Raw genomic sequence first — 4,488 nt, forward strand, 5'->3', positions numbered from 1 at the left:
GGTCCGGTCGATCATCACCGGGGTGCGCGAGGCGATGTCGGTGAGCAGCAACACGCGGCTGGCGCCATCGGTCACCCCGATCACCCGGCCGACCAGGCCGTTCTCGCTCATCACCGGATTGCCGACCTTCACGCCCTTTTCGCGGCCGGCGTTGGCCAGGCGGGTATCAGCGAAGGGTCCGTGGCTGTCAGTCACGATGCGCGCGGCCACCATCGGGATCGGCGGGTCGGTCTTCAGGCCCAGCAGGGTGCGGTAGCGGGCGTTCTCGTCGCGCAGCGCGATCGCCACGTCGCGCCACTGGCGCATCTCTTTGAGCTCAGCCTTGAGGTCGGCGTTCTGCGAGCCTGCGCCGAAATAGTCGCCGACAGAATCGATCCCGGCGCCGACCCAGCGGCCGGGCGTGGCCAGCACGTCGCCCACCGGCGCCAGCACCGTGTCGCTCGCCTTGCGCGAGACGCCATAGGCCTCGGCCTTGAAGGTCTCGCGGCGGTCGGAGAGCAGGATGGCGGTCGCCGCCACAACGGCCACGATGAGCGCAATGGCCGCCGCCCAGGTCAGCGGGACCTTCAGTTCACCGAGCGGATTGTCCCTTAAGGACACTCAAAGGCCTCGTTCCAGCGGCGCCCCCGCGCCTGCGTTTCGCGCAGCGACTCAAGCCGCCCTAGGCTAACGTGGATTCGAGAACGCCCTTCATCCATTTCGGATGTTCGAGCACCTTGCCGCACCCCAGCGCCACGCAGGACAGCGGGTCGTCGGCGACCGTCACCGGCAGGCCGGTGTGGTCGCGGATCTCGGCGTCCAGCCCGCGCAGCAGCGCGCCGCCGCCGGTCAGCATGATGCCCTTGTCGGCGATGTCGGAGGCGAGTTCCGGCGGGGTGGCCTCCAGGGCCATCTTCACCGCGTCGACGATCTGGCCGACCGGTTCCGACAGCGCGTCCGACGCCTGCTTTTCGGAGATGCGCACTTCGCGCGGCACGCCCTGCATCAGGTCGCGGCCCTTGACCTCGATGGAGAGGCCCTCGCCATCGGCCGGGGCCCGGGCGGTGCCAATTTCCTTCTTGATCCGCTCGGCGGTGGTCTCGCCGATCAGCAGGTTATGGTTGCGGCGCATGTAGGAGATGATCGCCTCGTCCATCTTGTCGCCGCCGACCCGGACCGAGCGCGAATAGACGATGCCGGAGAGCGACAGCACGGCCACCTCGGTGGTGCCGCCGCCGATGTCGACGACCATGGAGCCGGTGGGCTCGTGGATCGGCAGGCCGGCGCCGATCGCGGCGGCCATCGGCTCGTCGATCAGGCCCACGCGGCGGCCGCCGGCGTTCAGGCAGCTGTCGTTGATGGCGCGGCGCTCAACGGCGGTGGCGCCTGACGGCACGCAGACGATCACCTTGGGGTTCACGAAGCCCTTGCGGTTGTGAACCTTGCGGATGAAATACTTGATCATCTCCTCGGCGACTTCGAAGTCGGCGATCACCCCGTCGCGCATGGGGCGGATGGCTTCCATGTGGCCGGGCGTGCGGCCCAGCATCTGCTTGGCCTCTATGCCCACGGCGTGGACCACCTTGCGGCCGCCAACGTTGCGCAGCGCCACCACGGACGGTTCATTGAGCACGATGCCCTTGCCCTTCATGTAGATCAGGGTGTTGGCGGTGCCGAGATCGATGGCGATGTCGTTGGAGATGGCGCCGAAGAGCGAAGAGATCATGGAGGGCCCTGGAGACTGGGGGCTGGAAGGAGGGCTGCCACACCGGCGGTCCTAAACGATCCCGTCTACGCCAAAAACGTGTGGAGTCGTTACGATTTACCGGAGAGGCTTCGCGCACCCTCTGCCCTGACCGATCCCGCAATTCAAGGCATAAAGAGCGCCGTGCGCGTTAGGGCCGCGCTCGAAGAAGGCCGCGACGCCGCTACGCGCCGGCGTGTAGGATTGGGGCATGTCAGCCAACGGCGATCTCAGCGCATCCCTGACCCTGCGCCGTGGGGGCATGCCGCGTGTGGGCCTCGACCGGGTCGCCCTGGTCGAAGCGATCGCCGAGCTCGGCTCGATCAGTGCAGCGGCCGCCCGTCTGGGCCTAAGCTATCGCGGCGCCTGGGACGCGGTGCAGGCGCTCAACAACCTTTTCGACGGCCCGCTGATCGAAGCGGCCCCCGGCGGCAAGGCCGGCGGCGCGGCCAGCGTCACGCCGCGCGGTCGCGCCGTGGTCGAGGCGTTCCGCCGCGTGCAGACCGAGATCGACGCCGCCGTGGCCAAGCTCGACAGCGGCCTGGCGGGCGAACCCGCCCGCGACCTTTTCTGGAGCCTTGGAATGCGAACCAGCGCGCGCAATGCGCTTAGGGGCACGATCTGCGATGTCACAACCGGTGAGGTGAACAGCGAAGTCACGCTTCGCCTCGGCGACGGAGTGGACATCACCGCCATCGTCACCCGACACAGCGTCGAGGACCTGGGCCTCGCGCCCGGCAAACCCGCCATCGCGCTGATCAAGTCCAGCTTCGTCATCCTGGCCAAGGGTGAGAACCTGCGCACCTCGGCGCGCAACCAGATCGCCGGCGTGGTCTCCAGCCGCGAAGACGGCGCGGTCAATTGCGAAATCGGCCTCGGCATCGGCGGCGGCAAGACGCTCACCGCCACCATCACCCTGGAGAGCGCCCGGGCGCTCGACATCAAGGTCGGCGACGCGGTCATCGCCCTGGTGAAGGCCCCGCACGTCATCCTGGCGGTAGAATAGAGACGAAGAGCGCTGGGCGCCCATCGCAAGCGGCGTGCGGCATGCCTATCTGGCGGTCTTCCCCTCCCGAACCGCCGGAGCCTGACCATGTCCGCCACCCCATCCGCCGCCGCATCCGGCCTGTTTCGCATCGGCGGCGACACCTCCGTCCATCGCCTGGGCTTCGGCGCCATGCGGATCACCGGCCCGGGCATCTGGGGCGAGCCGCAGGACCGTGACGAGGCGATCCGGGTGCTTCAGCGCCTCCCCGATCTCGGGGTCGATTTCATCGATACCGCCGACAGCTATGGCCCCTTTGTCAGCGAGGACCTGATCGCCGAGGCGCTTTGGCCCTACGGCGACATCCTGGTGGCCACCAAGGGCGGGCTCACCCGCCACGGGCCGAACATCTGGCGGCCGGTGGGCCGGCCGGAATACCTGCGCCAGTGCGTGCTGATGAGCCTGCGGCGGCTGAAGGTCGAGCAGATCGGCCTGTGGCAACTCCACCGCATCGACCCGCAGGTGCCGCGCGACGAGCAGTTCGGCGTCATCGCCGACATGCTGAAAGAGGGCCTGATCAAGCACGCGGGCCTGAGCGAAGTGAGCGTCGAGGAGATCGAAGCGGCGCGGAAGGTGTTTCCGGTCGCCACCGTGCAGAACCGCTACAACCTCATTGACCGGGGCAGCGAAGACGTCCTCGACCACTGCGAGGCCAAGGGCATCGGCTTCATCCCCTGGTTCCCGCTGGCCGCGGGCGACCTGGCCAGGCCCGGCACGACGATGGACAAGGTCGTGCACAGGGCCAACGCCACCCCGAGCCAGATCGCGCTGGCCTGGGTGCTCAGGCGCAGCCCCGTGATGCTGCCGATCCCCGGCACCGGCAAGGTCGATCACCTGGACGACAACGTCCGCGCCGCGGCCATCGAACTCACCGACGAGGATTTCCGGGCGCTGGACGCCCAGGCCAAGGCGGCCGCCTAGAGCGGCGCGCCGCAGCGGGTCTTGGGCAGGGCCAGGCGCGGGTCGGTGACGAAGCCCTGATCGCTCAGCCCGTCCAGGAACGCGACGAGATCGGCCATCTGGGCGCCGGTCAGGCCCGTCGCCTGCTCGTGCCGCCGGATCGCGTCGGGCAAGGTCCTGGCGGAGCCGTCGTGCAGGTAGGGCGAGCTTAGCGCCACGTTGCGCAGGCTGGGCGTCCGGAAACGGCCTGCGTCGGTCGGATTTCCGGTGATCTCCGCCAGGCCCGGGTCGCGGTCGTTGGCGGCCTCGATGCGATGGAACGCCATCGCGGGATCGTCGGCCCCGGCGTCGGTGAACAGCGGGGCTGTGTGGCAACTGGCGCAGGCGAACTTCGCGCCGGAAAACAGCCCCTGCCCGCGCCGAGCCGCCTCGTTCAAGGTCCCCCGGTCGTAGTCTGAGCCGAAGGAGATCAGGGTCCGCTCGAACGCGGCCAGGGCGAGCGCCACGGTGGACATATCGATGGCGCCCTTTCGCTCGGGGAAGGCCTCGGCGAACTGGCGTCGATAGCAGGCGTCGGCCCCCAGCCGCCGCGCCAGCTCCGCCTCCTGGCCCTTCATGCCCATCTCGATGGGATGCTCGCCCACGGTCGGCACGAGCACCTGGGCCTCGAGCGTCCCCTGGCCCGGATCAGCCCAGGTGAGGGCGCGGTAGTAGCCGACGTTGCTCAGCGTCATGACGTTTCGCCGCCCGGCGATCCCGCGGACGCCCGGATGGGTGGCGTTGCTTTCCGAGAAGGCCCGGTGCTGGCCATGGCAGCCCG

General features: G+C 69.0%; 5 protein-coding genes. 2 read left to right on the forward strand and 3 right to left on the reverse strand.

What is annotated here, in order from left to right; all coding sequences use genetic code 11:
• Positions 1-600, reverse strand: a 600-nt coding sequence (gene mreC / locus E8A12_RS14355) for a rod shape-determining protein MreC (protein ID WP_293369927.1), incomplete at its 3' end; no start/stop codon positions are given.
• Between the two features lie 61 nt (positions 601-661).
• Positions 662-1,705: a rod shape-determining protein gene (locus E8A12_RS14360; RefSeq protein WP_012522835.1), complete on the reverse strand. Its 1,044-nt coding sequence runs from the start codon at positions 1,703-1,705 to the stop codon at positions 662-664.
• Positions 1,706-1,934: 229 nt separating this feature from the next.
• Here E8A12_RS14360 and E8A12_RS14365 point away from each other — a divergent pair, with 229 nt between their 5' ends.
• Together E8A12_RS14365 and E8A12_RS14370 are read left to right on the forward strand one after the other, a co-directional pair.
• On the forward strand, positions 1,935-2,729 hold the full coding sequence (locus E8A12_RS14365; RefSeq protein WP_293369929.1) for a TOBE domain-containing protein: 795 nt from the start codon (positions 1,935-1,937) through the stop codon (positions 2,727-2,729).
• Between the two features lie 87 nt (positions 2,730-2,816).
• Complete coding sequence (locus E8A12_RS14370) at positions 2,817-3,689, forward strand: aldo/keto reductase (RefSeq protein ID WP_293369932.1); 873 nt, start codon at positions 2,817-2,819, stop codon at positions 3,687-3,689.
• On the opposite strand, the gene E8A12_RS14375 is transcribed toward E8A12_RS14370, so the two are convergent.
• Positions 3,686-4,488 (reverse strand): cytochrome c peroxidase (locus E8A12_RS14375; protein ID WP_293369934.1); only part of this gene is annotated, 803 nt, incomplete at its 5' end. The two genes, E8A12_RS14370 and E8A12_RS14375, sit on opposite strands and share 4 nt — an antisense overlap.

The organism is Phenylobacterium sp., assembly GCF_004799395.1.
Taxonomy (GTDB): Bacteria; Pseudomonadota; Alphaproteobacteria; order Caulobacterales; family Caulobacteraceae; genus Phenylobacterium.

Coding starts and splice junctions, on each gene's coding strand:
- E8A12_RS14360 (WP_012522835.1), bottom strand. CDS start 1,705: ATGATCTCTTCGCTCTTCGGCGCCATCTCCAACGACATCGCCATCGAT.
- E8A12_RS14365 (WP_293369929.1), top strand. CDS start 1,935: ATGTCAGCCAACGGCGATCTCAGCGCATCCCTGACCCTGCGCCGTGGG.
- E8A12_RS14370 (WP_293369932.1), top strand. CDS start 2,817: ATGTCCGCCACCCCATCCGCCGCCGCATCCGGCCTGTTTCGCATCGGC.